Source organism: Bosea sp. F3-2 (assembly GCF_008253865.1).
GTDB lineage: Bacteria > Pseudomonadota > Alphaproteobacteria > Rhizobiales > Beijerinckiaceae > Allobosea.
This window is the reverse complement of sequence record NZ_CP042331.1, coordinates 2,443,701-2,468,199: the sequence shown is the minus strand read 5'-3', so window position 1 is coordinate 2,468,199 and position 24,499 is coordinate 2,443,701. Positions and strand designations below refer to the sequence as shown.

The window sequence follows — 24,499 nt, the reverse complement described above, 5'->3', positions numbered from 1 at the left end:
AGATGTCGGCGACAATCGAAGAGAGGAATGCCATGAGCGCCGAGGACAGGCTGAAGGAACTGGGGCTGACGCTGCCGGAGGTGCCGACGCCGGTCGCCACCTATGTCAGCTTCAAGCAGGTCGGCGACATGGTCTATCTCTCAGGCCAGGGGCCGAAGCGGGCCGACGGCACCTATCCGACCGGCAAGGTCGGCGCCGACGTCACGATCGAGCAGGCTTATGAACACGCCAAGCAGACCGGTCTCGGCCTGCTTGCGGCGATGAAGAAGGCTGTGGGCTCGCTCGACAAGGTCGAGGTGGTGAAGCTGCTCGGCATGGTCAACGCCGCGCCGGACTTCTCCGACCATCCCAAGGTCATCAACGGCTGCTCGGACCTGTTCGTCGCCGTGCTCGGCGATCGTGGCCGCCATGCCCGCTCCGCCGTCGGCATGGGCTCGCTGCCGAACCGCATGACCGTCGAGATCGAAGTCATCATCAAGGTGCTGCCATGACCGTGACCGCCACCACCTCGCCGGCTGTCGATCAGCCGGCCGCCACGCCGCTCGCGGCCGAGATCGCGCGCGTTTACGGCACCCCCGCCGTGGTGATCGACCTCGACAAGGTCGATGCCAACATCGCCCGGCTGCAGGCTGCCTGCGATGCCGCCGGTGTCGCCAACCGTCCGCATATCAAGACGCATAAGTCGCCCGAGCTGGCGCGGCTCCAGATCGAGGCCGGCGCGCGCGGCATCACCTGTCAGAAGCTCGGCGAGGCCGAGGTCATGGCCGATGGCGGCCTCGACGACATCATGATCAGTTACAACATCCTCGGCGAGGAGAAGCTGGGGCGCCTCGGCGCGCTGCAGCGCCGCGTCAGGATGATCGTCGCCGCCGACAACCCGGTCACCATCTCGGGCCTGCCGCGCGCCGCCGAAATCGCCGGGCGCGACCTCGAAGTCGTCGTGGAATGCGATACCGGCCGCAAGCGCGCCGGCGTCGAGACGCCCGCAGAGGCGGTCGAGCTTGCGAAGATGATCGCGGCATCGCCGGGTCTGCGCTTCGCCGGCTTCCTGATGTATCCGCCCGAAGATGGCTGGAAGCGAACGCAGGTCTTCCTCGATACCGCCAATGCCGGTCTGCGCGACGCAGGCCTCAAGGCCGACATCGTCTCGACCGGCGGCTCGCCCAACATCCCCAACATGGGCAAGCTCAAGGGCGCGACCGAGCATCGCTCGGGCACCTCGATCTTCAATGACCGCATGCAGATCGCAGCGGGCGTCGCGACGCTCGATGACTGCGCGCTGACGGTCTACGCCTCGGTGGTGAGCCGGGCGGCGCCGGAGCGCGGCATCCTCGATTCAGGCTCGAAGACGCTGACCAGCGACAAGGGCAATCTCGACGGCCACGGCTACATCCTCGAATATCCGAGGGCGCGGATCGCGCAGTTCGCCGAGGAGCATGGCTTCCTCGACCTGTCCGGCTCGAACGAGCGGCCGGTGGTCGGCGAGGTGGTGCGCATCGTGCCGAACCATGTCTGCGTTGTCGTCAACATGGTCGACCGGCTGATCACCGTGCGCGGTGACAAGCTGATCGGCGAACTGCCCGTCGCTGCTCGCGGAAAGCTGACGTAAGGCAAGCTGACGTCAGGCAGACTAACGTCGGGAATGTCAGTTCTGTAGAATCCGCGGGCCTTTCAGGACCAGGTCGGAGGACGCTTTCGCTGTGAAGCGTCCGCTGGCCTGTATCGTGATATCGCGGCCGTGCAGCTCGGCGGTCCCATCCTTCTTCAGGTTCAGCCGAGCATCGCCACTTCGCAGCAGCGTCGTATCCGCGCTCGTTGCCGTGAGGGCCTTGCCTGCGACGACGTTCATTTCGCGTTCGGCTTTGATCGCCAAGGTCTTGGCGCTGGCGAGCTCGAGATTCACCGTCGCATTCAAGGTGAAGTAGCGGGTATCGAGCGCGATTCCTTGCCCTCCGGCGATCTGAAGCCGCCCGGCGACGGCGAGGCTCATATTGCTGCCGACGGAGAGGGCGAGCGTGCTGCCGGCCTGGATCGCGCAAGGACCGCCGCTCTGGATCGTCAACCGGCTTGCCGCGCTGATGGTTATGTTGCCGGCCCTGTCGACCGAGATCGCCTGGGTCAGTAGCGCGATCTGGGCTTCGAGCGCTGCGATGCGCCGCTGAAGGCTATCGACATCCGCATCGGCCATCGTAGCCTCCCGTTCATCGGCAATGACGAGGTGACCAAGCGTCAATCTAGCATGCCGAACTCGCGTCGAGAAAGCACTGCCTGGGTTGTTACCGTTCCGGATGCCGCGCGTTCCAGCCGGCGGCGTAGTCGTCGCAAAGCCTGTCGAGCTCGGTCCGGTCGGTGACGCCGGCCGGACGGCTGCGCGAGGGCGAGGCCTGCTGGAACGGCACGTAGCGCTGATGCGCGACGCGCCAGAGCCGGCGCAGCTCCTTGAGCGGATCGGCGTGATCGTCGACGCGGATGTCGAAGCTCGGCACCGGCTCGCCGCTCCAGATGCGGATCGCGGCGGATTGCTTGCCGCGCTTGTCGCCGCCAGCCTTCTCGCCGGCTTCGAGCGCCACCAGCAGCCGCTCGTCGAAATCGAGCCCCGAGGCGGCGATATAGGCCTTCAGCGTCTCCTGCACGACCTCCGGTCCCGCGAGCATATTGCCGGCGACCGAGACCTGCGGCCCGTCCACTGCCCCGCACCAATCGATGCAGGCCGCGCCCGTATGGGCGGCGATCCTGCCGTCACGGTCGATGACATGGAGCTGGCGATGGGCACGGCCCTCATCGGCCGCCGTCAGGGTCGCGACGATCTCGAGGGCCGAGCGGCCCTCCTGCAGCAGTCTCAGGCCGTCGACACCGTAGAGCGGATTGACGAAGGCCTGCGTCGCGATGGCGCCAGTCCGGCCGCCGCCATAGGGGACGCGCGAGCCGACGGCGAAGGCACAGGTCGAGACGGCGACGCCATAGGCGCCGGTGGCAGCGTCGCGCGCGACGATGGACCAGGTCATGCGGCTAGTTCCTCAGCGGCCGGCGGCATAGGCCTGCATCAGACGCGGCGTGGCCGCCGCGCGCAAGAGCCCGTCGGCGCTGCGTTCCGCCGCAGTGAGTCGCCCGACTGTCCAGGCCGGCGCCTTCTCGATGGCGTGGCCGCGGCGCTCCAGCTCGGCGAGTGCAGCGGCACCGATGCTCTCCTCGATCATCATATGGCCCGGACGCGAGGCGCGCGGATAGAAGGAGGAGGGGAAGTGCTGTGTGTGGAACAGCGGCAGGTCGATCGCCTCCTGCAGGTTGAGACCGTGATGGACCCGGCGCAGGAAGAGGCCGAGCTGCCACTGCTCCTGCTGGTCGCCGCCCGGCGTGCCGAAGGCGAGGCGGGGCTCGCCTTTCTCGAAGGCGATCGACGGCGTCAGCGTCGTGCGCGGGCGCTTGCCCGGCGCGAGCGAGGACGGCAGGCCTTCTTCCAGCCAGAACATCTGCGCCCGCGAATTGAGCGGGAAGCCGAGCTCCGGGATGACCGGCGAGGATTGCAGCCAGCCGCCCGAGGGCGTGGCCGCGATCATGTTGCCCCATTTGTCGATGACGTCGATATGGACGGTGTCGCCCTTGCGTCCGGCTGCGACCATCGAGGCCATGGTCGGCTCGCCGACGCTGGCGCCGCCCTGGCCCGGCTGGGCGATGGCGCCGAGCGCCTTCAGCGCATGCACGACCTGCGCCTCATAGCCCGGGACGATGCCGGGGCGCAGCTCCAGCGAGGCGCGCTCGCCGATCAGGCTGCGTCGCGCTGCAGCGTAATCCGCCGAAAGCAGGGTTTCGAGCGGGACCTTCACGAACTCCGGGTCGCCGTAATAGGCCTCGCGATCGGCGAAGGCGAGCTTCATCGCTTCGACGACGTGGTGGACGAATTCAGGGCTGGCCGGTCCCATCCCGGCGAGGTCGACACCCTCCAGGATCTTCAGCGTCTGGAGGAAGGCGGGACCCTGGCCCCAGGGTCCGATCTTGAAGACCTCCCAGTCGTGATAGCTCACGGAGGTCGGCGTTTCGTAGGTCGGCTGCCAATTCGCCATGTCGTCGGTGGTCAGCAGACCCTTGTTGCGGCGGCCCGACGAGTCCATGACCTCGGTGGTGCGGCAGAAGCGATCCATCGCCTCGGCGACGAAGCCCTTGTACCAGGCATCATAGGCGGCCTGGATCTGCTCCTGCCGGTCGGAGCCGGCGGCTTCCGCCTCGCTGAGGATGCGCTTGTAGGTCGCGGCGGCGGCCTTGTTGGCGAAGAGCTTGCGCGCCTCCGGCACGTTGCCGCCGGGCAGATAGACCGCGCCCGATGTGGTCCATTCATTGGTGAAAAGCTCGGTCAGCTCCCGGATCGAATCCGAGACGCGCGGCAGCATCGGGTGCCCGTTCTCGAAATAGCCGATCGCGGGCTCAAGAACCTCGCGCAGCTTCAGTCGGCCATGGTCGCGCAGCAGCGTCATCCAGCCGCCGAAGGCGCCGGGGATCACGGTGGCGAGCAGGCCGGAGCCGGGGATCAGGTCGAGGCCGAGCGCCTTGTAGGCGGCGATGGTCGCCGCCTGCGGGGCCGGTCCCTGTGCGCAGAGCGTCTCGACCTTCTTCTTGTCGGCCGAATAGAACACGGCCGGCATGTCGCCGGCCGGGCCGACGAGGTGGGGCTCCACGACCTGCAGCACGAAGGCGGCTGCCGCGCAGGCATCAAAGGCGTTGCCGCCCTTCTCCAGCATCGCCATGCCGGAGGCGGTGGCGAGCCAGTGCGTCGAGGTGACGACGCCGAAGGTGCCGAGGATTTCGGGGCGGGTCGTAAACATGGGCGTGTCCTTGAAAGCCTAGTTTTCTTTTGGATCGAGCGCGTCGCGCAAGCCGTCGCCGAGCAGGTTGAAGCCGAGCACCGCCAGGAAGATGCAGACGCCCGGCGCCACCGACATCCACGGCGCTTGCTCCATGAAATTCTTTGCGACGTTGAGCATCTGACCCCAGGACGGCGCGGGCGGCTGCTGACCGAGGCCGAGGAAGGAGAGGGCGGCTTCCAGGATGATTGCCTGCGCCATGAACAATGTCGACTGCACCACGATGGGGGACAGGGTGTTGGGCAGCACATGGCGGAACATCAGCCGGAGGTCGCGCGCGCCGACCGCGCGTGCTCCTTCGACGAAATCCTCCATCTTCACGCTCATCACCTGGCCGCGCACCAGCCGGATGAAGATCGGCACCGCTGCAAGCCCGATCGCGATCATCGCATTGGTCAGCGAGGGGCCGAGCACCGCGGCGAAGGCGATGGCGAGGATCAGGAACGGGCAGGCGAGCAGCGCTTCGGTGACGCGCGAGATCGCGATATCGGTCCAGCCGCCATACCAGCCCGCCAGCATTCCGAAGGGCAGGCCAATCGCCACCGCGATCAGCACCGAGACGATGCCGGCGAGCAGCGAGGCTTGCGCGCCGAAGAATAGCCGCGAGACCTGATCGCGACCGAGTTCGTCCGTGCCGAACCAGTAGAGCTCCGAGGGTGGCTTGCGGATGGCGAGGAAGTTCGACTTGAACGGGTCTGCCAGCGGCAGGATCGGCGCGAGCACCGCCATCAGCACGAAGATCAGCACGAGCCCGCCGCCGATCAGCGCGGACTTGTTGCGCACGAGCCGGGCGAGCACGCCGGGCCGCGCCGTGATGCCGGTCGCCGGCCCGGCGGCGGAAATGGAATCGAGCGACGCCATCAGCCGGTCCTCAGGCGCGGATTGACGAGGATGTAGAGGATGTCGGCCAGCAGGTTCATCAGGATGAAGCCGATTGCCGTGCACAGCACCACGCCCTGCACCACGCCGTAGTCGCGATTGAACACGGCATCGACGATCAGCTTGCCGAAGCCGGGAATGGTGAAGATCTGCTCGGTCAGCACCGCGCCCGCGAGCAACTCGCCGAAGAGCAGAGTCGTCAGCGTGATGATCGGCACAAGCGCGTTGCGCAGCGCATGGCGGTGGACGACGGTATCCTCGTCGAGCCCCTTGGCGCGCGCCGTGCGGACATAGTCCGAGCGCAGCACCTCCAGCATCGCCGAGCGGGTATGACGCATCAGGAAGGCGGCAAGCCCATTGCCGAGCACGAAGGCCGGCATGATCAGCCGCTGGATCGCCTCCCAGGGATCGACGAAGATCGATTCATAGCCCGAGGCCGGCAGCCATTTCAGGTGCACCGAGACAAGCAGGATCAGCATGATCCCGAACCAGAAATTCGGGATCGACAACCCGGAAAGCGCGACCGCGCTGGCGGAGTAGTCGACGATCGTGCCCTTGCGCCGCGCCGCCAGGATGCCGATCGGGATGCCGATCGAGATCGCGACGAGGATAGCGGCGGTGGCGAGCTGGATCGTCACCGGCAGCTTCTGCAGGATCAGGTTCAGCACCGGCTCGCCAGTGCGCAGCGAGCGGCCGAAATCGCCTTGAACCACCTGTCCCAGCCAGGCGAAGAACTGGACGATCACGGGATCGTCCATGTGATAGATCTCGCGCAACCGCGCGATCACCGCGGGGTCGCGCTCCTCGCCGGCGATGACGAGGAAGGGGTCGCCCGGCAGCGCGCGCTGCAGGGCGAAGACGAAGGCCGATACCAGAAACAGCGTCGGTATCGCGATCAGGATGCGGCGGAAGATTAGGGTGAACATGGCGCGCCCGGAACCGCTTCGTCATCCCGGATGCAGCGAAGCGGAACTCCGGGATCCATCGTAGGGAACTGCGCTCTACGATGGATCCCGGGTCGACCTTCGGCCGCCCGGGATGACGGCACGGTTGTCGACCTGGCAGAAGTCCTCACGAGCGCTTCAGTCCAGCCAGCCGGATCATCCCGTCAGGATTGATCACAAAGCCCTGCATATTCGCGCGCATCGCGAAGAATACCGTCTGGTTGTAGAGATAGATGATCGGCAGATCGTCCTGCAGGATCTTCTGCGCCGCATCGTAGAGCTTCTTGCGCACAGCCGGCTCGTAGACGGTGCGGGCCTGGTTCAGCAGGCGGTCGACCTCGGGGTTGGAGTATTTGCCGTCGTTCTGGCCGCCGCCCGTGGTGACGAAGGGGTGAATGTTGCCGTCCGGATCGATGCGGCCGGACCAGCCGATCCGGCTCATCTGGAACTTGCCCTGCTGCTGGTCGCGCAGCTGGCTGGCGAACTCGGTCGAGCGGATCTGGATGTCGATGCCGGCTTCCTGCGCCATCGCCTGGATGACCTGGCCAAGCTGGGCGTCCACGGGGTTGTTGGTGACGAAGAGCTCGGCCGTGACCTTGGGCTGCCCGGCCTCCTTGAGCAGCGCCTTGGCCTTGGCGACATCCCGGGCCGGAACCGGCAGATCGGCGCTGATGTAGAAATTGCCCGGGTTGAACGGCTGGTTCATCGGCTCATAGAGCCCTTCGAACACCACCTGGCTCAGCACCTTGCGGTCGATGGCGAGCGACAGCGCCTGGCGCACGCGCTTGTCCTGGCCCATCGGCTGCTTCGCGGCCTCGCCATTGTTGGTGTTGATGGTGATGCCCTGGTAGCCGAGATTGGCCATGCTCATCACCTTGAGCGACTTGTCGCCTTGAGCCGACTTCACGTCGGTCGGCGCGAGGCGCTCCAGCATGTCGAGCTCGCCCGAGCGCAGATTGGCGAGGCGAACGGTCGTGTCGGGGATCGAGCGGTAGATGATGCGGTCGAAATTGTACTTGTCCGCCTCCCAATGCTCCTTGAACTTCTCCAGCACGATGCGGTCGTTCTGGACCCGCTCGACGAATTTATAGGGGCCGGAGCAGACCGGCTTCGCCGTGACATCGCCGGCGAGGCTCTTGGGCGAGAGCATCATGCCTGCGCGGTCGGTCAGCTGCGAGAGCAGCGTGGCGTCGGGCCGCTTCAGCTTCAGCACCAGCGTCGCGGCATCGGGTGCCTCGACCTTGTCGACCGAGGCCAGCTCCGACTTGCGCAGCGAGTCGGGCAGGGTCATCGCGCGTTCGAGATTGGCCTTTGCGGCTTCGGCATTGAAGGACTCGCCATCGTGAAACTTGGCATCGCTGCGCAGCTTCATGGTCAGCGTCAGCCCGTCGGCGGAGAAATTCCATTCCGTCGCCAGCCGCGGCACCAGCTTCAGCTCGGGCGTGATGTCGACGAGCCTGTCGCACAGCCCCATGAAAACGATGCGGCCGACGAAGGTGCGCGCCTTGTGCGGGTCGAGCATGTCGGGGTCTTCCTGCAGCCCGATGCGCAGGGTGGAGGGGGCCTGGGCGAGCGCCGGCAGCGTCGCGAGTGCGAGCGCGGCGGCCGAGACTGCAACCTTCAACAGCTTCATGCTTCTCCCCCTTGTGCCGAATGATTGTAAGGACTGTGTCCGGCCGGCTCGCTTCGCATCTGCCACGCCGAATTCGTTCCTCATGGCACCAACCTGACTCAGAATGACGGGGCCGTCGATCATGCGCCGCATCAATTCGCAGGCAGCACTGCCTGATCGAAAGGCAGCGCTGAACGTCGATCGTGCAAGGCTGTGGCGCATGCCTTCAAGGGGAACGGCGGATGCGACGATGGCGGTCGCCTCGGCGGCAATCGACCGCTAAAACTGCCAGGCATAGAACCGAGCCGGATGGCCGAGGGAGAGGACCGCATGCTGCTGGGCGTGATTGCCGATGACATGACCGGCGCGACCGATGTCGCGCTGATGCTGAACCGCGCCGGCATGCGCACCGTCCAGGTCATCGGCGTGCCGCCGGCCGGCACGCTGCCGGAGGCCGACGCCGTCGTCGTCGCGCTGAAGTCGCGGACGAATCCGGTGGCCGAGGCCGTGGCAGATTCGCTTGCCGCCTGTGAAGCGCTGCTGAAGGGCGGCGCGCGCCAGATCCTCTTCAAATACTGCTCGACCTTCGATTCCACCGCCGAAGGCAATATTGGCCCGGTGGCGAACGCGCTGGCCGAGCGGCTGGGCGCGAAACTCGCGATCGTCTGCCCGGCATTCCCGGCGAATGGCCGCTCGATCTATCAGGGCTATCTCTTCGTCGGCGCCGTGCCGCTGCATGAAAGCTCGATGAAGGACCATCCGCTGACGCCGATGCGGGATTCCAACCTGATGCGGCTGATGGCGGCGCAGGCGAAGACCGAGGTCGGCCTCGTCGACTACGTCACCGTGCTGGCCGGCCCCTCCGCCGTGAAGGCGCGCCTCGCCAAGCTGCAGACTGATGGCGTCCGCTATGCCGTCACCGACGCCCTGACCAACGAGGACCTGATGACGCTCGGCCATGCGGTGTCCGAGCATGTCCTGCTGACGGGCGGTTCCGGCATCGCGATGGGCCTGCCGCAGAACTTCCGCCGGGCCGGCCTGCTGCCGGAGCGTCCCGGGCCGCAGGAGTTGAAGGCGCCAGCTGGCCGCGCCGGCATCATCTCCGGCAGCTGCTCGACGGCGACGCGCGGCCAGATCGAGGCTGCGCTGGAAGCGGGCTATCCGGCGCTCAAGGTCGATCCGCTCGCCCTAGCCGACGGCAGCCAGGATGCGACCGGGCTCGCCGCCTGGGCGCTGGCGCAGCCGCAGGACAAGCCGTTTCTGGTCTATTCCAGCGACGATCCGGCCGAGGTTGCGGCCGTGCAGGACAAGCTCGGGCGCGACAAGGCTGGCGGCATCGTCGAGCATGCCTTCGCGGAGCTGGCGCGGCGTCTTTCGGAAGGCGGCGTGACGCGGCTTCTCGTCGCGGGCGGCGAGACCTCGGGCGCGACCGTGCTGGGTCTTGGCATCCGCACGCTGGAGATCGGCCCGGAAATCGACCCCGGCGTGCCCTGGACGCGCGTGGTCGACGGGCCGGACATGGTCGTGGCGCTGAAGTCGGGCAATTTCGGTACGCCGGATTTCTTCCTGAAAGCCTGGAAGCTGCTGCGCTGATGCCCGATTTGCCTGCGCTGAATCTCGTATAGGATCAGGTCATCGACCCGAAAAGTGGATCCCGGTTTTCGGGATGGTGCGATGCCGGGTCGAACTGGGAGCCCGCATGGATATGGCGTTTCTCGGCGAACTTCTGACGAGCGTGGCCGACCGTGGCCGCGCACTGATCGGTTTCGAGCGCTTCCTCGGCAATCGCGCCCGTCCGATCGACCGCCTCTGCGAAGATCTGTTGTCCGGCCGGGGCGAAGCGTCCGGGATGGCGCTGGCGCAGGCGGTGCTCGAAGCCTGGCAGCGGCTCGACAAGCCCGGCCGGCTCGCCTTCTTCAACCTGTTGCAGGAGCGCTTCGGACCGGACCATGGCCGGCTCGACAAAGCGATCGAGGCCTATCGCAGCAAGCCCGATGCGGCGGCGGTATCGGCGCTCCACCTTGCAGCCGAGCCGCGCCGGCAGGAATTGCTGCGCCGCCTCAACCTCGCGCCGGAAGGCACGCCTGTGCTGGTGCGCATGCGCGAAGCACTGTTTGAGGCGATGGAGACGCAGCCCGACCTCAAGGCGATCGATGATGACTTCCGCCATCTCTTCGGCTCCTGGTTCAACCGCGGCTTCCTCGTCCTGCGCCGCATCGACTGGCGCACGCCGGCGAATGTGCTGGAGAAGATCATCCGCTACGAGGCGGTCCACGAAATCCAGGGCTGGGACGATCTCCGGCGCCGGCTCGAGCCGGCCGACCGGCGCTGCTTCGCCTTCTTCCATCCCCAGCTCGTCGACGAGCCGCTGATCTTCGTCGAGGTCGCGCTGACCAGCGAGATTCCGCACAGCATCAGGGAGGTGCTTCAGCCCGAGCGCGAGATGCTGCCGGCGCAGGAGGCGACGACCGCGGTGTTCTACTCGATCTCGAACTGCCAGGAGGGCCTTCGCGGCATCTCCTTCGGCAATTTCCTGATCAAGCAGGTCGCCGAGGATCTGCGGCGCGAGCTGCCGGGGCTTGACACCTTCGTCACGCTCTCGCCGGTGCCTGGCTTCACCCGCTGGCTCGCCGGCGTCGCGGCGGAGCCGGGCGACGTCGCTCTCACCAACGAGGAGCGCTCCGAGCTTGCCCGCCCGGCCGGCGAGACCATCTCGCTCGATGATGCGACGAAGGCGCGCCGCGACAAGCTGCTCGGCCAGATGACGGCGGAGTATCTGCTGCGGGCCCGCACGGCCTCCGGCCGGGTCATCGATCCGGTCGCGCGCTTCCACCTCGGCAACGGCGCGCGGCTGGAGCGCATCAATGTCGGCGGCAATCTCTCGGCGCGCGGGTTGCGCGAGTCGCACGGCGTGATGGTGAACTACCGCTACGACCTCAACGACATCGAGACCAATCACGAGGCCTTCGCTACCCGCAACACGGTCGTGGCCTCGTCCAGTGTGCGCAAGCTCCTGCGTCCTGCCGCGAACTGAGACGAAAACGCCTGAAAGGACCCGAAATCATGGGCAATCACCTGTTCGACCTGATCCGTTCGCGCATGCCGGCGCCGGATGCGCCCTTCGCCGCGCTCGATGACGGCCGGCGCTTCTCCTATGGCGACATGCTCGCTGTCTCCGCCCGCTTCGCCAACGCCCTGGTTGGCCTCGGCGTGAAGCCGGGCGACCGCGTCGCGGTGCAGGTCGAGAAAAGCTTCGAGGCGCTGATGCTCTATCTCGGCACGGTGCGGGCCGGCGCGATCTTCCTGCCGCTCAACACCGCCTATACCCCGGCCGAGATCGAGTATTTCCTCGGCGACGCCGAGCCGGCGGTCTTCGTCTGCGATCCGGCCAAGGCCGAGGCGCTGCGCCCCTATGCCGAGAAGGCCGGCGCGAAGCTGGAGACGCTGGGCGTCGGTGTCGGCAGCCTGCTCGACAAGGCCAAGGCCGCTTCGACGAGCTTCGCCGATGTCGAGCGCGGCGCGGACGATCTTGCCGCCATCCTCTACACCTCGGGCACGACCGGCCGCTCCAAGGGCGCGATGCTCAGCCACGACAACCTCGCCTCGAACGCGCTGGCGCTGGTCGATTACTGGCGCTTCACCAAGAACGACGTGCTGCTGCACGCCCTGCCGATCTTCCACACCCATGGCCTCTTCGTCGCGACGAACGTGATTCTCCTGGCCGGCGCCTCGATGATCCTCCTGCCGAAATTCGATCCTGAGCAGGTCTTCAAATACCTGCCGCAGGCGACGAGCATGATGGGCGTGCCGACCTTCTATGTCCGGCTCTTGCAGGATGCCCGCCTGACTAAGGAGGCGACGAAGCATATGCGCCTCTTCGTCTCCGGCTCGGCGCCGCTGCTGGCCGAGACGCATCGGGAGTGGAGCGCCCGCACCGGCCACGCCATCCTCGAGCGTTACGGCATGACAGAGACCAACATGAACACCTCGAACCCCTATGAGGGGGATCGTGTGGCCGGCACGGTCGGCTTCCCGCTGCCGGGCGTTTCGGCGCGCGTTACCGATCCCGAGACGGGCAAGGCGCTCGCCGCCGACGAGATCGGCATGATCGAGGTCAAGGGTCCGAACGTCTTCAAGGGCTACTGGCGCAATCCCGAGAAGACCAAGGCCGAGTTCCGGCCGGACGGCTTCTTCATCACTGGCGATCTCGGCAAGATCGACACCGCCGGTTACGTCCATATCGTCGGGCGCGGCAAGGACCTGATCATCACCGGCGGCTACAACGTCTATCCCAAGGAAGTCGAGACCGAGATCGACGAGATGCCGGGCGTGATCGAGAGCGCCGTCATCGGCGTGCCGCATCCCGATTTCGGCGAGGGTGTCACCGCGGTCGTCGTCGCCAAGCCCGGCGCCGACATCACTGCGCAGGCCATCGCCAGGGCGCTGGAGCAGCGGCTCGCCAAGTTCAAGCAGCCCAAGCAGGTCTTCGTCGTCGCCGAGCTGCCGCGCAACACCATGGGCAAGGTTCAGAAGAACCTGCTGCGCGAGCAGTACAAGGACATCTACGCCAAGCAGCTCAAGGCCGGCGAGTAAGACCGCCTCCTCGTCATTCCGGACAAGCCGCAAGGCGGCGCCGATCCGGAATCCATCGAAGGGTCCGGCGCTCTACGATGGATTCCGGGTCTCCCGGAGCCTGTCCTTGGGCCGGCCAAAGGCCGGACCCGAGGGGTCGCCCGGAATGACGCTCCCTTCTCCGAGATGCTCGGGTCAAGCCCGAGCATGACGGCTAGCGAGCTCCGATCACACCAGCGCCGGCACGCCGAGCTCGATCGTCTCGCCATCGGCGGGAATGCGCAGGCGTTGCATGTCGACGCCGCGTTCCTTGGCCGCCTTCCGCAAGGCTGCTCGGCTCACCGTGGCATGGTCCAGCGCCTCCATATGTGTTGCGATCACGGTCGCGCGCGGGAAGGCATCAGCGACATCGAGCGTCTGCTCGTCGTCCATCACGATCAGCGTATTGTCCCACATCGCGCCGCAGGAATGGGTGACGATGATGTCCGGTCCGGTCGCCGTCACGGCGTCGCGCAGCGGCGGATAGAGCACGCTGTCGCCGCACCAGTAGAGCGTGGGCTCGCCCGGCGCCTCGAAGCTCAGCCCCATCACCGGCCCCATCGTCTCGACGACGGCACCCGTACCGTGCTGGGCCGGGTGCCGCTTCAGCACGATCGATCCCAGCCTGACGAAGCACTCGATCGCGGTGATCGAGGAGAAGCCCGCCTTGGCGATCGCAGCCTCGTCGCCGGGCCGGCAGATGACCGGCAGGTTCTTCGGAACGCGCTCCTTGGCGACCTCATCGAAATGATCGGCGTGGAGATGCGAGACGATGACCGTGTCGACGCCCGCAACGATATCCTCGATCGGCTCGGGGAGGTCGACCATCGGATTCTGCGAGCGCCCGGTGAAGGAGCGGCGGCTATGGCGCGGGCCGAAATCGGGGTCGATCAGGAAGGTCCTGCCGCCATAGTCGAGTTTCAGCGTCGCGTTGCGGAGAAGTTTGAGCTTCATATCCGTCGGCTCCTGAAGCATCGGACCGAAAAGTGGAATCCACTTTTCGGAAAAATCTGATGCTATAACAAAGAGCTAGATCGCCACTTTGCGTCCGATAGGACGCACGGCGATCTAGTCTCGGGACGGGCATTGTTCCGCATCCCGCCACGCTGAGACCAGTTCGGATTTGTGAAGCTCTTTCCACGTTCGCGTGACGTATCACGGCCCGTTTGACAACCTCCCCAGCCCTCATCCTGAGGAGCCATTTCGCCAGAAATGGCGTCTCGAAGGATGATCCAGGAGGTTCCGGAGACATCTGGAGCATCCTTCGAGACGCCGCTTCGCGGCTTCTCAGGATGAGGGCTGGCGTGGCCAGACAGCCTCTCAGGCCGGTGCGAACTGGCCGTAGGGCACGGTCTCTCGCGCCTTGCGCAGCGCGCTCGCCCACCAATGCAGCTGCCCCAGCATGGCCGCCATCGCCTGTTCGGCGCGGTCGGCGTTGAGCAACTGCCCCTCGGCGTCGAAGCGGCTCCAGACATCGGCGAAGGCGACGCCGTCGCGGATCGGCGCGGCGTGCAGTTCGCCGAAGACGAGGCGCAGCTGCTCGACGGCGCGCAGGCCGCCCGAAATGCCGCCATAGGAGACGAAGCCGACCGGCTTGCCGCGCCATTCCGGCCCGACCGCGTCGATCAGGAACTTCAGGATCGCCGGATAGCCACGGTTGTATTCGGGCGTCACCACGACGAAGCCGTCGGCCCAGCCGATGATCTGCCTGAGCTCCTCGAGGGCAGGGTGCTTGCCGCTGACATGGCGCGGGGGAAGGTCGATCTCGCCGGGGTCGATGATGGCGAGATCGAACGGGCCGTCGCCCTGGATCTGCGAAATCGCCCAGCCGGCAACCTTGTCGCAGAAGCGACCCTCGCGGCTGCTGCCGTAGATCAGGGCCAGCCTGATCCGGGTATCGACCTTCTGGTGCATGGAAACGCTCCGGTTTGCATCGCGGGAGCAGGGCTTATAGAACCTCAAGTAAGGTTAAGGTCAAGAGGCTTTCCCGATGTCCCAGCAGATGTCCTTGCCGGGCGAACTCAGCGTCGGCGACGTCGCGCGCCGTAGTGGGCTCGCCGTGTCAGCACTGCATTTCTACGAAGCGGAGGGGCTGATCCGCAGCCATCGCACGCCCGGCAACCAGCGCCGCTATCCGCGCGAGGTGCTGCGCCGGGTCGCGATCATCAAGGTGGCGCAGCGCGCCGGCATGCCGCTGAAGACCATCCGCGAGGCCTTCAAGGCCCTGCCACAGGAACGCACGCCGACCGTCGCGGACTGGACGCGGCTGTCATCCGCCTGGAAGGCCGAGTTGGAGCACCGCATCGACCGGCTGACGCGGTTGCGCGACCATCTCAACGGCTGCATCGGCTGCGGCTGTCTCTCGGTGCGCGACTGTCCGCTGCACAATCCGCTCGACCGGCTGGGCGAGGAGGGGCCGGGTCCGCGTCTCCTCGATCCCGATTGAGGCTCTGGAAGGGGGGAACCTATCGCCTTTCACAATAACACGCCGTCATTCCGGACAAGCCGCGAAGCGGCGCCGATCCGGAATCCATCGAAGGTCGCTGCGCTCTACGATGGATTCCGGGTCTCCGCTGCGCTCCGCCCGGAATGACGGTGTTTCCTGGATGGGCGCGACGGTCTTCAGCCCGCCTGGAAGAGCGTATCGAGCGGCAGGCGCGCGACATCCGCCATCAACTGGACGAAGCCCTTTGCCTGCAGGGCGGCCGTCGCCTTGCCTTTCTCTGCGGTCGCGAGGCTGGCGTCGCCGACTGCGCCGGAGCGGTTCACGTCCTGCGCCATCCAGGCGAAGGCATGCGGGCCGGTTGGCCGCAGATGTGTGTAGCCCTCCTCGGCCATCGTCACCGTATGCGGCTTGAAGGGCGCTGCCTTGCTCATATCGACGAGGTCCGGCCGGAAATGCAGCATCAGCGAGGTCTCGACATCGCCGCCATGGATGCCGTGGCGGATGTCGAGCTCGTCATAGAGCCCGTCCGGCAGGCCGAAGGACATCCAGGCCGTGGTGACGGCGAGCATGCCGTGGCCGACGCGCAGCTCCCGCGCGACGATCTTCATCGGATCGACATTGCCGCCATGGGAGGTGATCAGCACGAGCTTTCGGAAGCCGGCACGTTTCACGCTCTCGCCGATCTCGATCCAGGCGCGGATCGCGCTCTCCCAGCCGATCGTCAACGTGCCCGGCGAGTGCAGATGCTCGTTCGACTTGCAGACGGCTTGAGTCGGCAGGACGAGCACGTCGAGGTCGGCCGGCACCAGCGGCATCGCTTCGGCCAGCATGGCGTTCATCACGGTGGTGTCGACCGAGACCGGCAGGTGAGGGCCGTGCTGCTCGATCGCGGCCAGCGGCAGCACCGCCACGGTGCGCTCGGGCGAGAGCGCAGCGAAATCGGAACTCTTCAGGTCACCCCAGAAACGTGCAGTCATGATCAGGCCTGTCAGGGGCCGGCGCGATTGCCTTGTTTCTGTGCAGAAACCCGGTGGCGCGGCGTTGCATTGTCCCGCCGTCCTATCGCATGGGATAAGGAGACGGGCCAGTGGCTGGCCCGCCGGCAGGCATGAGGGGAGATAGCGAGATGACGACGATGAAATATCGCGTGAACCGGCGCGCCGCGCTCGGGCTGGTCGGCGGCTCCGCCGCGTCCCTGCTCATCCCCGTGCCGGGTGCGCGCGTCAATGCGCAGACACTCGACAAGGTCAGCTACCAGACCAATTGGCGCGCCCAGACCGAACATGGTGGCTTCTACCTGGCCGCGACCAACGGCATCTACAAGAAATACGGCATCGAGGTCGATATCCGCCCCGGCGGACCGCAACAGAACCCGACCCAGCTCCTGCTCGGCGGCCGCGTCGACATGATCATGGGCAACTCGCTGGAGGCGCTCAGCTTCGCGCAGGAGAACCTGCCTTTCCTCTGCATCGCCTCGATCTTCCAGAAGGACCCGCAGGTCCTGATCTCGCATCCCGGCCAGGGCAACGACACGCTCGCCGACCTCAAGGACAAGCCGATCCTCATCGGCGCGCAGGCGCGCGTCGGCTTCTGGCCGTTCCTGAAGCTCAAATTCGGCTATCGCGACGAGCAGATCCGGCCCTACACCTTCAACATGGCGCCGTTCCTGGCCGACAAGAAGATCTCGCAGCAGGGCTTCCTGTCTTCCGAGCCCTTCGTCATCCGCAAGGCGGGCGTCGAGCCGGTCGTCCATCTCCTCGCCGACGCCGGCTTCGAGAACTACAACACCACCATCACCGTCTCCCGGAAGATGACCGAGGAGAAGAAGGATCTGGTGCAGCGCTTCGTCGACGCGACGCTCGAAGGCTGGGCGGAGTACATGAAGGGCGGCCCCAATATCGCAGCCGCCAACGCCCGGATCCTGAAGGATAATCCCGACATGGATCAGGAGAAGATCGATTACGCGCTCAAGGTGATGAACGAGCGCGGCATCGTGCTGTCCGGCGACGCGCTGACGCTCGGCATCGGCGCGATGACCGATGCGCGCTGGGCGAGCTTCGCCAAGACGATGACCGACGCCGGGGTGATCCCTGCCGGTGTCGACTTCAAGAAGGCCTACAGCCTCGCCTTCGTGAACAAGGGCATCGGCAAGGCCTGAGCCGAGCCCCCATCCTGAAAGGGCGGGTCATCCCGGACAAGCCGCGTCAGCGGCGCCGATCCGGGATCCATGCCTGAACCCGTATCGGAGAGGCTCCGGCATGGATCCCGGGTCTCCCTTCGGTCGCCCGGGATGACGAGGCGATGCCAATACCAAGATCGGACCATCAGGCTTTGGACACAGCCTATCTGAGCACACCGGTAGACAAGGAAAGCGCTGCTGCTCCGCTGGTGGCGGTGCGGCACGTCTCGAAGCGCTTCGCCAACGGCACGCTCGCCGTCCGCGATGTCGATCTCGAACTCGGAGCAGGGCAGTTCATCAGCCTGCTCGGCCCTTCCGGCTGCGGAAAGTCGACGCTCCTGCGCATGATCGCCGGCCTCGGTGCACCGAGCTCCGGCACGATCACCTGGCCGGGCGAGACGGGCGCGGCCCAGGGCAGCATCGGCCATGGCGCGCGCGATCTCGGCTTCGTCTTCCAGGACCCGACGCTGATGCCCTGGGCCAACGCCGTCGCCAACGTCATGCTGCCGCTGAAGCTGAAGGGCGTGCCGCGGGCCGAGGCGGAAGCGCGCGCGGCCGAGATGCTGGCGCTGGTCGGCCTCAAGGGCTTCGAGAAATCCTATCCGCGTGAGCTTTCGGGCGGCATGAAGATGCGTGTCTCGATCGCCCGCGCGCTGGTGATGCGCCCGAAGATTCTGCTGATGGACGAGCCTTTTGCCGCGCTCGACGAGATCACCCGCCATCGCCTCAACGACGATTTGCTGGAGCTGTGGTGGCGTGAGCGCTTCACCGCTGTCTTCGTCACCCATTCGGTGTTCGAGTCGGTCTATCTCTCGCAGCGGATCGTGGTAATGGCGGCGAGGCCCGGCCGGGTCATGGCCGATCTTTCCGTCGAGGCCGACTATCCCCGCGACGAGCTGTTCCGGACTTCTGGCGAATACGCCCATCTCTGCCGCGTCGCCTCCACCAAGCTCAAGGAAGCGATCGGCCGATGAGCGCGCCTGTTGAAACGCTGGCGTCGGACGGCACCGACGCGCAGGCGCTGCCTGTTGCTGCGGCCGAGGCGCGCATTCTCGGCCTGCCGGTCAGCGTCTGGCCGCGTATCCTCGCCCCACTCGCGATCGGCGTGATCGTGCTGGCGCTCTGGGAATTCGCGGTCCGCTGGAACGAGATCCCGTCCTATGTGCTGCCGGGGCCGATCCTGGTCGGCCAGACGCTGGTCGCCGATTGGGGCACGCTCTCGGGCTCGCTCTGGATCACGCTGAAGATCACCTTCATGGCGCTCGCGGCGGCTATCGTCGTCGGCGTGACGCTTGCCGTGCTGTTCAGCCAGTCGAAATGGCTGGAGATGGCGCTCTTGCCCTATGCCGTGATCCTGCAGGTCACGCCGATCGTCGCCATCGCCCCGCTGATCATCATCTGGGCCAACGACATCGACCTGTCGCTGTTGATCTGCGCCTGGATCGTCGCCTTCTTCCCGATCCTGTCCAACACCATCCTCGGGCTGAACTCGGCCGACCACAATCTCGTCAACCTGTTCGAACTCTACGGCGCCTCGCGCTGGCAGACGATGCGCTATCTCAAGCTGCCGGCGGCGCTGCCCTATTTCCTGGCAGGGCTGAAGATCTCGGGAGGCCTCGCGCTGATCGGCGCGGTGGTGGCGGAGTTTGTCGCAGGAACGGGCGGCAGCGCCTCGGGCCTCGCCTATCGCATCCTGGAGGCTGGCTACCAGCTCAAGATCCCGCGCGTCTTCGCCGCGCTGGTGATGATCTCGCTGTCGGGCATCGCGATCTTTCTGGCGACGAGCCTGATCTCCTACCTGCTGCTGCATCGCTGGCACGAGAGCGCGATCCGGCGCGAGAACTGACGCCTGCTTGAAGCGTGGCTTCCGAGCCGCGCTCGCGATCACGCGCAGCGCCGCTAGACGAAATAGGCCAGCTTGCGATCAGCCTGCAGCGCATCGATCTCGCGCAGGCCCGCCTCCGAATAGCCGGCAGCGACGCGCTGCGGTTCAGGCGGTGCGACTGGCGGCTCCTCGAAGGCGAGGTCGTCGTCGAGGAGATGCACGGTTCCCATGCGCGTCTCCGGAGCAGCCTGATCATTGAGCTGATATGGAGTTGACGGCTCGTCCGATGCGGCGATGCTTGCATCGCCGTAGCTGCGACGGATCGCCGGTGGGGGCGGCGTCGGCGTTACCGTTCGCTCGGCGGCCGCGGCCATGATCTCGAAGCTGGTGCTCGGCTCTCGCGAAATCTCGCCGAAGGCGCGCAGGCTTGAATCCAGCATGGCGATGGTGTCGGAGATCTTGTCGATCCGCTGGACGAGCCCGTCGACGACGGCGATCGCGGTCGAGATTTCGGCAGAGTGCTGATCGAGCTTGTCGCAGAGCCCTTCGTCTGCGCCGGCTTCGCGCAGTCCCCAGGCCGCCTCCTGGATGTTTTCCGTGGCGGAGAGAACGGTGCCGGCCGCCTGTTCGATCCGGACGGCGAGCCCGGACGAGCGAATGTCGGCCTTGCCGCTCACGCGCTCCAGGTCGCTGCGCAGATCGCTGATCAGGGCAGCGGCTTCGATCAGGTTGGTTTCGCGGCTGGTCTCCTGCACGCCGAGTCCGACGACGCGCTCGATCCGGTGGATTGCGCCGAGCAGCTGGAGCGTATCGGCCTGGCGGTTGCGCTTGGCGTATTCGGCCATGAACCAGCGGCCGCGGGACGTCTCCATGACCGCGGCTTCAATCGCCTCGTAGTCAGCCTGGCTCAGCGGTGTCAGCGAGCGCGGGTCGCCCATGACCATTCTGCCTTCGATGGACCGGCCGAATCAGCGGCGGTCGGGATGTTCCAGGAACGAGGCTGCTCCACGATTGCTTAAGGAATTGCTGCTTCCGGCGGCACAGTGAGCTGGGCTGTCTCGGAAACGGCCAATTCTATGGCCCTTCGGCAACGCTTTCCGGCGGAAGCGCGCTGGACATTGCCCTATGCTTGCCAAGTGCCCTGGTCGCGGCAATACAGGGGGCAAGGGGTGGATTTCGGCGCGATAGACCGGTGTTGCGCAGCCGCGAGGCTGTCCCGGGCAGGGCGAGGGACGTCACAGCGACATGGCGAGCGTTGATACCGCCGAACCGCAGACGACCATCCGCTCCGATGCCGGGACGGTCGCGGTGGCGCTCGCCGGTTCCTGGAGCGCCGATCGTGCCCCGCGCATCGAGGAGTTGATCGCGGAGATCGTCGAGCATCTGCCGCAGGCGCGCCATGTGCGGCTCGATCTCTCCGACGTCACCCGTCTCGATACGCTCGGCGCCTACGTCCTCAACCGTCTGAAGGCGCAACGCGAGCGAGATGGCGCAGCCATCGAAATCGTCAGCGACAAGCCCGAGCACGCCATCCTGCTTGCGGAGGTCCAGGTCCATGACGAGGACCAGCCGGCGCCGCACCAGCATTTCCGCGTGGTCGACATTCTGGTCGATATCGGCGAGGCGGTCGTGGGCTTCGGCCGCGACATGGTCGGCGGCGCGATGTTCCTTGGCGAAGTCGTGGTCGGTTCTGCCGGCGTCTTCCTAGGTCCTCGCAAGTTCCGCGGGCCGTCCCTGGTCAACCAGATCGAGCTGATCGCCTTCAACGGCGCGCCGATCATCATGCTGATCTCGTTCCTGGTCGGCTGCATCGTCGCGCAACAGGGCATCTTTCAGCTTCAGCAGTTCGGCGCCTCGGCTTTCGTCGTCAACCTGACCGGCATCCTGATCCTGCGCGAACTCGCCGTGCTGCTGACCTCGATCATGATCGCGGGCCGCTCCGGCTCGGCCTTCACCGCCGAGATCGGGTCGATGAAGATGCGCGAGGAGATCGACGCACTGCGCGTGATGGGGCTCGACCCGATCGAGGTGCTCGTCGTGCCGCGCATTCTCGCCCTGATCATCTCTCTGCCGATCCTGACCTTCATCTCGGCGATGGCGGGCCTCGTAGGTGCCGGCCTCGTCGCATGGCTCTATGGCGGCATCGGCGTCGACACCTTCCTTGCCCGGCTGCAGTCGGTCATCACCTGGAAGCACTTTGCCGCCGGACTTATCAAGGCGCCCTTCATGGCCTTCGTCATCGGGCTGATCGCCTCGATCGAGGGACTTGCGGTCCAGGGCTCGGCGGAATCGCTTGGCCGCCAGGTCACCGCCTCGGTGGTGAAGGCGATCTTCATGGTCATCGTCGTCGACGGCCTCTTCGCCATGTTCTTCGCGTCGATCGAGTTCTGACGATGGCTTTCCCCGACAGATCTCCAGCCCATGCGGCGCAGGTGGTCTCGCCCGCGGAGCAGTCGCATGCGGGCGAGCCCGAAGCGGTGATCCGGGTGCGCAACCTCAAGGTGGCCTTCGGTGAGAAGGTGATCATGGACGGGCTCGACCTCGACGTGATGCGCGGCGAGATCCTTGGTTTCGTCGGCGGCTCGGGGCAGGGCAAGTCCGTGTTGACGCGTACGATCCTCGGCCTGGTGCGCCAGGCGCGCGGAACGATCGAGGTCTTCGGCGAGAACGTCGATACGCTCGGCCCTCAGCAGCGGCGCGTCCTCGAGCGTCGCTTCGGCGTGATGTTCCAGCAGGGCGCATTGTTCTCGGCGCTGACGGTCAAGCAGAACATTCAGGTGCCGATGCGCGAATATCTGCATCTGTCGCCTGACTTGCTCGAAGAACTGGCGATGGTGAAGCTCGATCTCGTCGGCTTGCCGCTCGACGCTGCCGACAAGGTTCCCTCGGAGCTCTCGGGCGGCATGATCAAGCGGGCCGCGCTCGCCCGGGCGCTTGCGCTCGATCCGGAGATCGTCTTCCTCGACGAGCCGACATCGGGCCTCGACCCTATTGGCGCGGCCGAGTTCGACGACCTCATCATGACGCTGAAGAAGACTCTCGGGCTCACCGTCTTCATGGTGACCCATGATCTCGACAGCCTGTATCATGCCTGTGACCGAATCGCCGCGCTGGCGGACAAGAAGGTGATCGCGGTTGGCCCGCTGGCGACGATGCTGGCCTCGGAACATCCGTGGCTGAAGGCGTATTTCGGTGGCGAGCGCGCCACGGCCCGGCTGCCGGCCGGGGAGCGGGAACGAAACGGCTAGGGCATGGAATCGCGCGCCAACTACGCACTCGTCGGTCTCTTCACGCTCGCGGTCCTCGCTGCGGCCTTCGGCTTCGTCTACTGGTTCAACAGCGGCGGGGCAGGGCGCAAGGAGAGTGTCCGCGTCATCTTCACCGGCACCGTGACCGGCCTCGGCCGCGGATCGAGCGTGCTGTTCAACGGCCTGCGCGTCGGCGAAGTGACCCATATCGAACTGCAGCCAGACGATCCGCGCCGCATCTATGCCGTCATCCAGGTCGCCAGCACGACGCCGCTGCGCGAGGACACCCGCGCCCGCATCGAGGCGCAGGGCCTGGCCGGCGTGGTCGCGCTCCAGCTGATCGGTGGCGCACCCGATGCGCCGGTTCTGACCGCCAAGCCCGGCGAGCCGATGCCGACGATCATCGCCGAGCGCTCCGAGCTGCAGGACATCATCGAGACCGTGCGCAACGTCGCGCAGAAGGCCGACACGATGCTCACCTCGTTCGACGGGCTGATCAAGCAGAACGCCGGTCCGATCAACAACACCGTCCGCAACGTCGAGAAATTCTCCGAGGCGCTCGGCAAGAACGCTGATGGGGTCGACAAGCTGATGGCCGGCTTCGGCAACATCGCCGAGACGATTCAGCCGCTCTCGCAGAGGCTGCAGACGCTCAGTGAGGAACTGACCGGGGTGGTGCGCTCGGTCGACCGGCAGAAGGTCGCAGCCATCATCGAAAATGTCGACAAGTTCACCGGCGCGCTCGGCGGCTCGAGCTCCGATGTCGCGAAGGTCGTCAAGGATGCCGCCTCGATCTCGGCCAAGATCGACAGGGCAGCCGACCAGTTCGAGGGCGTTTTGAAGGCGGCGCAGAGCTTCCTCAACGCCGGCTCGGGCGCTGACGGCCGCAGCGCCTTCCAGGAGGTCGCCGACGCCGCCAAGTCGTTCCGCACGCTCTCCGACAATCTCGACAAGCGCACCGCCGAGATCACAGCCGGTATCAGCCGCTTCACCGGCCCGGGGGTACGCGATATCGAAACCCTCGCATCGGACGGCAAGAAGACCTTGACCGAGATCAACCGGACATTGCGCAATTTCGAGCGCAACCCGCAACAGTTCATCTTCGGCAGCAAGCCGCCGCTCCCGCAATACAATGGATCCCGCTAAGCGATGACGATCGAGGCAGCGCTCTTCCCGGCGACGAAGGCTCGCCTCACGGCCCTCATGCTGGCGACTGGCGCGATGCTTGCCGGCTGTGGCGGCCCGACGCCGACGACCTTCGATCTCTCGGCGCCGAGCGGCTTCGGCAAGGTCGGCGGCTCGCGCGCCGTCATGGTGGTGGCCGAGCCGACCACGGTGCAGACGCTCGATTCCGACCGGGTCATCGTCAGGGATTCGAGCGGGGCGCTTTCCTTCGTCGGTGGCGCTCAATGGGCCGACCGCATCCCGGCGCTGGTGCAGGCGCGCCTGATCCAGACCTTCGAGAACGCCAGCCGCGTCGGCTCCGTTTCGGCGCCCGGCCAACGTATTCAGCCCGACCTGCAGCTCAACACCAACATCCGCAGTTTCAACATCGACGCCGCGAGCGGGATGGCGGTGGTCGAGATCACCGCCCGGATCGTCGGTGATCAGAGTGGCAAGATCCAGCGCGCGCGCCTGTTCTCCGCCCGCGTGCCGGCTGCCTCAGTCGACGGGGCGGGAGCGACGCAGGCGCTCGACCGGGCGCTCTCGCAGGTGCTGATCGAGATTGTGCGCTGGGCGCGCTGATCCGGCATGGCCTATCGGGCCGGCATCGGCTAGATTCCGATCCCGGCTCGGCCCGAGCCTCCCCCCTCCAGCCGGGGAAGTATGACCATACGGGGCATTTCCGACGATCCAACCGACTGTCCGGGCATCACGCATGAGGAGGGACTGCACTCG

The 24,499-nt window shown here is 66.2% G+C and carries 23 protein-coding genes; 13 read left to right on the top strand and 10 right to left on the bottom strand.

Annotated features, from left to right (window positions below; translation table 11 throughout):
* Positions 1 to 32: 32 nt before the first annotated feature.
* Entirely contained in the window at positions 33 to 491 is a 459-nt protein-coding gene (locus tag FQV39_RS11395) for a RidA family protein (RefSeq protein ID WP_149130392.1), read from the top strand.
* Positions 488 to 1,609: a D-TA family PLP-dependent enzyme gene (locus FQV39_RS11390; protein WP_149130391.1), complete on the top strand. Its 1,122-nt coding sequence runs from the start codon at positions 488 to 490 to the stop codon at positions 1,607 to 1,609. The genes FQV39_RS11395 and FQV39_RS11390 overlap by 4 nt, the downstream gene beginning before the upstream one ends.
* Before the next feature lie 36 nt (positions 1,610 to 1,645).
* Here FQV39_RS11390 and FQV39_RS11385 read toward each other — a convergent pair whose 3' ends face one another.
* The 6 genes from FQV39_RS11385 to FQV39_RS11360 all read right to left on the bottom strand — a co-directional run bounded on the left by FQV39_RS11385 (position 1,646) and on the right by FQV39_RS11360 (position 8,312).
* Entirely contained in the window at positions 1,646 to 2,188 is a 543-nt protein-coding gene (locus FQV39_RS11385) for a DUF2345 domain-containing protein (RefSeq protein ID WP_149130390.1), read from the bottom strand.
* 88 nt (positions 2,189 to 2,276) lie between these two features.
* Complete coding sequence (locus FQV39_RS11380) at positions 2,277 to 3,005, bottom strand: DUF1028 domain-containing protein (protein ID WP_149130389.1); 729 nt, start codon at positions 3,003 to 3,005, stop codon at positions 2,277 to 2,279.
* A gap of 12 nt (positions 3,006 to 3,017) precedes the next feature.
* Positions 3,018 to 4,817, bottom strand: coding sequence for a gamma-glutamyltransferase family protein (locus FQV39_RS11375; protein ID WP_149130388.1), 1,800 nt, complete (start codon positions 4,815 to 4,817; stop codon positions 3,018 to 3,020).
* 18 nt (positions 4,818 to 4,835) lie between these two features.
* Positions 4,836 to 5,717, bottom strand: coding sequence for an ABC transporter permease (locus FQV39_RS11370; RefSeq protein ID WP_149130387.1), 882 nt, complete (start codon positions 5,715 to 5,717; stop codon positions 4,836 to 4,838).
* Positions 5,717 to 6,661 carry an ABC transporter permease gene (locus FQV39_RS11365; protein WP_149130386.1) on the bottom strand — a complete coding sequence of 315 codons (945 nt, stop codon included), beginning with the start codon at positions 6,659 to 6,661 and terminating at the stop codon, positions 5,717 to 5,719. The genes FQV39_RS11370 and FQV39_RS11365 overlap by 1 nt, the downstream gene beginning before the upstream one ends.
* Before the next feature lie 145 nt (positions 6,662 to 6,806).
* Positions 6,807 to 8,312: an ABC transporter substrate-binding protein gene (locus tag FQV39_RS11360; RefSeq protein WP_149130385.1), complete on the bottom strand. Its 1,506-nt coding sequence runs from the start codon at positions 8,310 to 8,312 to the stop codon at positions 6,807 to 6,809.
* A 288-nt stretch (positions 8,313 to 8,600) separates the two neighbouring features.
* On the opposite strand from FQV39_RS11360, the gene otnK reads away from it, so the two are divergent.
* From otnK to FQV39_RS11345, 3 genes are all read left to right on the top strand, one after another.
* A complete protein-coding gene (gene otnK / locus FQV39_RS11355) occupies positions 8,601 to 9,884 on the top strand; it encodes a 3-oxo-tetronate kinase (protein WP_248313328.1) in 1,284 nt (427 codons plus the stop codon).
* A gap of 106 nt (positions 9,885 to 9,990) precedes the next feature.
* Complete coding sequence (locus FQV39_RS11350; protein WP_149130384.1) at positions 9,991 to 11,325, top strand: malonyl-CoA decarboxylase; 1,335 nt, start codon at positions 9,991 to 9,993, stop codon at positions 11,323 to 11,325.
* A 29-nt stretch (positions 11,326 to 11,354) separates the two neighbouring features.
* Positions 11,355 to 12,884, top strand: coding sequence for a malonate--CoA ligase (locus tag FQV39_RS11345; protein ID WP_149130383.1), 1,530 nt, complete (start codon positions 11,355 to 11,357; stop codon positions 12,882 to 12,884).
* 207 nt (positions 12,885 to 13,091) lie between these two features.
* On the opposite strand, the gene FQV39_RS11340 is transcribed toward FQV39_RS11345, so the two are convergent.
* Both FQV39_RS11340 and FQV39_RS11335 read right to left on the bottom strand, forming a co-directional pair.
* Complete coding sequence (locus FQV39_RS11340) at positions 13,092 to 13,856, bottom strand: MBL fold metallo-hydrolase (protein ID WP_149130382.1); 765 nt, start codon at positions 13,854 to 13,856, stop codon at positions 13,092 to 13,094.
* A 366-nt stretch (positions 13,857 to 14,222) separates the two neighbouring features.
* The gene (locus FQV39_RS11335) at positions 14,223 to 14,816 is read right to left on the bottom strand and encodes an NADPH-dependent FMN reductase (RefSeq protein WP_149130381.1); all 594 of its coding nucleotides are present in this window, start codon (positions 14,814 to 14,816) and stop codon (positions 14,223 to 14,225) included.
* A gap of 76 nt (positions 14,817 to 14,892) precedes the next feature.
* Here FQV39_RS11335 and soxR point away from each other — a divergent pair, with 76 nt between their 5' ends.
* The gene (gene soxR, locus FQV39_RS11330) at positions 14,893 to 15,348 is read left to right on the top strand and encodes a redox-sensitive transcriptional activator SoxR (protein ID WP_210251197.1); all 456 of its coding nucleotides are present in this window, start codon (positions 14,893 to 14,895) and stop codon (positions 15,346 to 15,348) included.
* A gap of 176 nt (positions 15,349 to 15,524) precedes the next feature.
* On the opposite strand, the gene FQV39_RS11325 is transcribed toward soxR, so the two are convergent.
* Positions 15,525 to 16,325 (bottom strand): creatininase family protein, encoded by an 801-nt coding sequence (locus FQV39_RS11325; RefSeq protein ID WP_149130380.1) that lies wholly within the window; start codon positions 16,323 to 16,325, stop codon positions 15,525 to 15,527.
* A 149-nt stretch (positions 16,326 to 16,474) separates the two neighbouring features.
* Here FQV39_RS11325 and FQV39_RS11320 point away from each other — a divergent pair, with 149 nt between their 5' ends.
* The 3 genes from FQV39_RS11320 to FQV39_RS11310 all read left to right on the top strand — a co-directional run bounded on the left by FQV39_RS11320 (position 16,475) and on the right by FQV39_RS11310 (position 19,373).
* Complete coding sequence (locus FQV39_RS11320; RefSeq protein ID WP_149130379.1) at positions 16,475 to 17,506, top strand: ABC transporter substrate-binding protein; 1,032 nt, start codon at positions 16,475 to 16,477, stop codon at positions 17,504 to 17,506.
* A 173-nt stretch (positions 17,507 to 17,679) separates the two neighbouring features.
* Complete coding sequence (locus FQV39_RS11315) at positions 17,680 to 18,501, top strand: ABC transporter ATP-binding protein (RefSeq protein WP_248313327.1); 822 nt, start codon at positions 17,680 to 17,682, stop codon at positions 18,499 to 18,501.
* Positions 18,498 to 19,373, top strand: coding sequence for an ABC transporter permease (locus FQV39_RS11310; protein ID WP_149130377.1), 876 nt, complete (start codon positions 18,498 to 18,500; stop codon positions 19,371 to 19,373). Before FQV39_RS11315 ends, FQV39_RS11310 begins: the two co-directional genes overlap by 4 nt.
* Positions 19,374 to 19,426: 53 nt before the next feature.
* Here FQV39_RS11310 and FQV39_RS11305 read toward each other — a convergent pair whose 3' ends face one another.
* Entirely contained in the window at positions 19,427 to 20,290 is an 864-nt protein-coding gene (locus tag FQV39_RS11305) for a hypothetical protein (RefSeq protein ID WP_149130376.1), read from the bottom strand.
* Positions 20,291 to 20,597: 307 nt separating this feature from the next.
* On the opposite strand from FQV39_RS11305, the gene FQV39_RS11300 reads away from it, so the two are divergent.
* From FQV39_RS11300 to FQV39_RS11285, 4 genes are read left to right on the top strand one after another with little or no spacing between them, the layout of a single operon-like run.
* A complete protein-coding gene (locus FQV39_RS11300; RefSeq protein WP_149130375.1) occupies positions 20,598 to 21,743 on the top strand; it encodes an ABC transporter permease in 1,146 nt (381 codons plus the stop codon).
* A 2-nt stretch (positions 21,744 to 21,745) separates the two neighbouring features.
* Positions 21,746 to 22,600, top strand: a complete 855-nt coding sequence (locus FQV39_RS11295) for an ABC transporter ATP-binding protein (protein ID WP_187640248.1) — start codon at positions 21,746 to 21,748, stop codon at positions 22,598 to 22,600.
* A 3-nt stretch (positions 22,601 to 22,603) separates the two neighbouring features.
* Positions 22,604 to 23,746, top strand: a complete 1,143-nt coding sequence (locus FQV39_RS11290; protein ID WP_149130374.1) for an MlaD family protein — start codon at positions 22,604 to 22,606, stop codon at positions 23,744 to 23,746.
* A gap of 3 nt (positions 23,747 to 23,749) precedes the next feature.
* Entirely contained in the window at positions 23,750 to 24,346 is a 597-nt protein-coding gene (locus tag FQV39_RS11285; protein WP_149130373.1) for an ABC-type transport auxiliary lipoprotein family protein, read from the top strand.
* Positions 24,347 to 24,499: the final 153 nt, after the last annotated feature.